This is a genomic window from Domibacillus sp. 8LH (assembly GCF_038806185.1).
Lineage (GTDB): Bacteria > Bacillota > Bacilli > Bacillales > Domibacillaceae > Domibacillus > Domibacillus indicus_A.
The window spans coordinates 1-263 of record NZ_JAVJNG010000186.1; the positions used below are offsets into that span (position 1 = coordinate 1).

Genomic DNA, 263 nt, shown 5'->3' on the forward strand with positions numbered 1-263 from the left:
GATCTAAATAGTCATTATTCAATGATTTTTACTCCCTTTCAATTTATTATTGGTGTTGGGCGGTTTTGAGGAACAGGAGCTTCAAAAGGTGCACGCTGATAAATTGCCTGTAATTCTCCAAGCCCCTGTATGGATTGTTCAACGTCTTTTTGCATTAATGTTTTCAAATCATCATCAAATACCAGTCCTTGCATTAATTTTGATTTTGCTAAGCAAAGGGTTTTAAAATTAATAATTTCATGTAGATCCAATGACTCATGATC

The 263-nt window shown here is 33.8% G+C and carries 1 protein-coding gene; it reads right to left on the reverse strand.

From position 1 onward, the window contains the following. Positions 1-38 precede the first annotated feature (38 nt). The coding region (locus RG959_RS24355) for a spore gernimation protein GerQ (RefSeq protein WP_342799322.1) at positions 39-263 on the reverse strand (225 nt) is incomplete at its 5' end.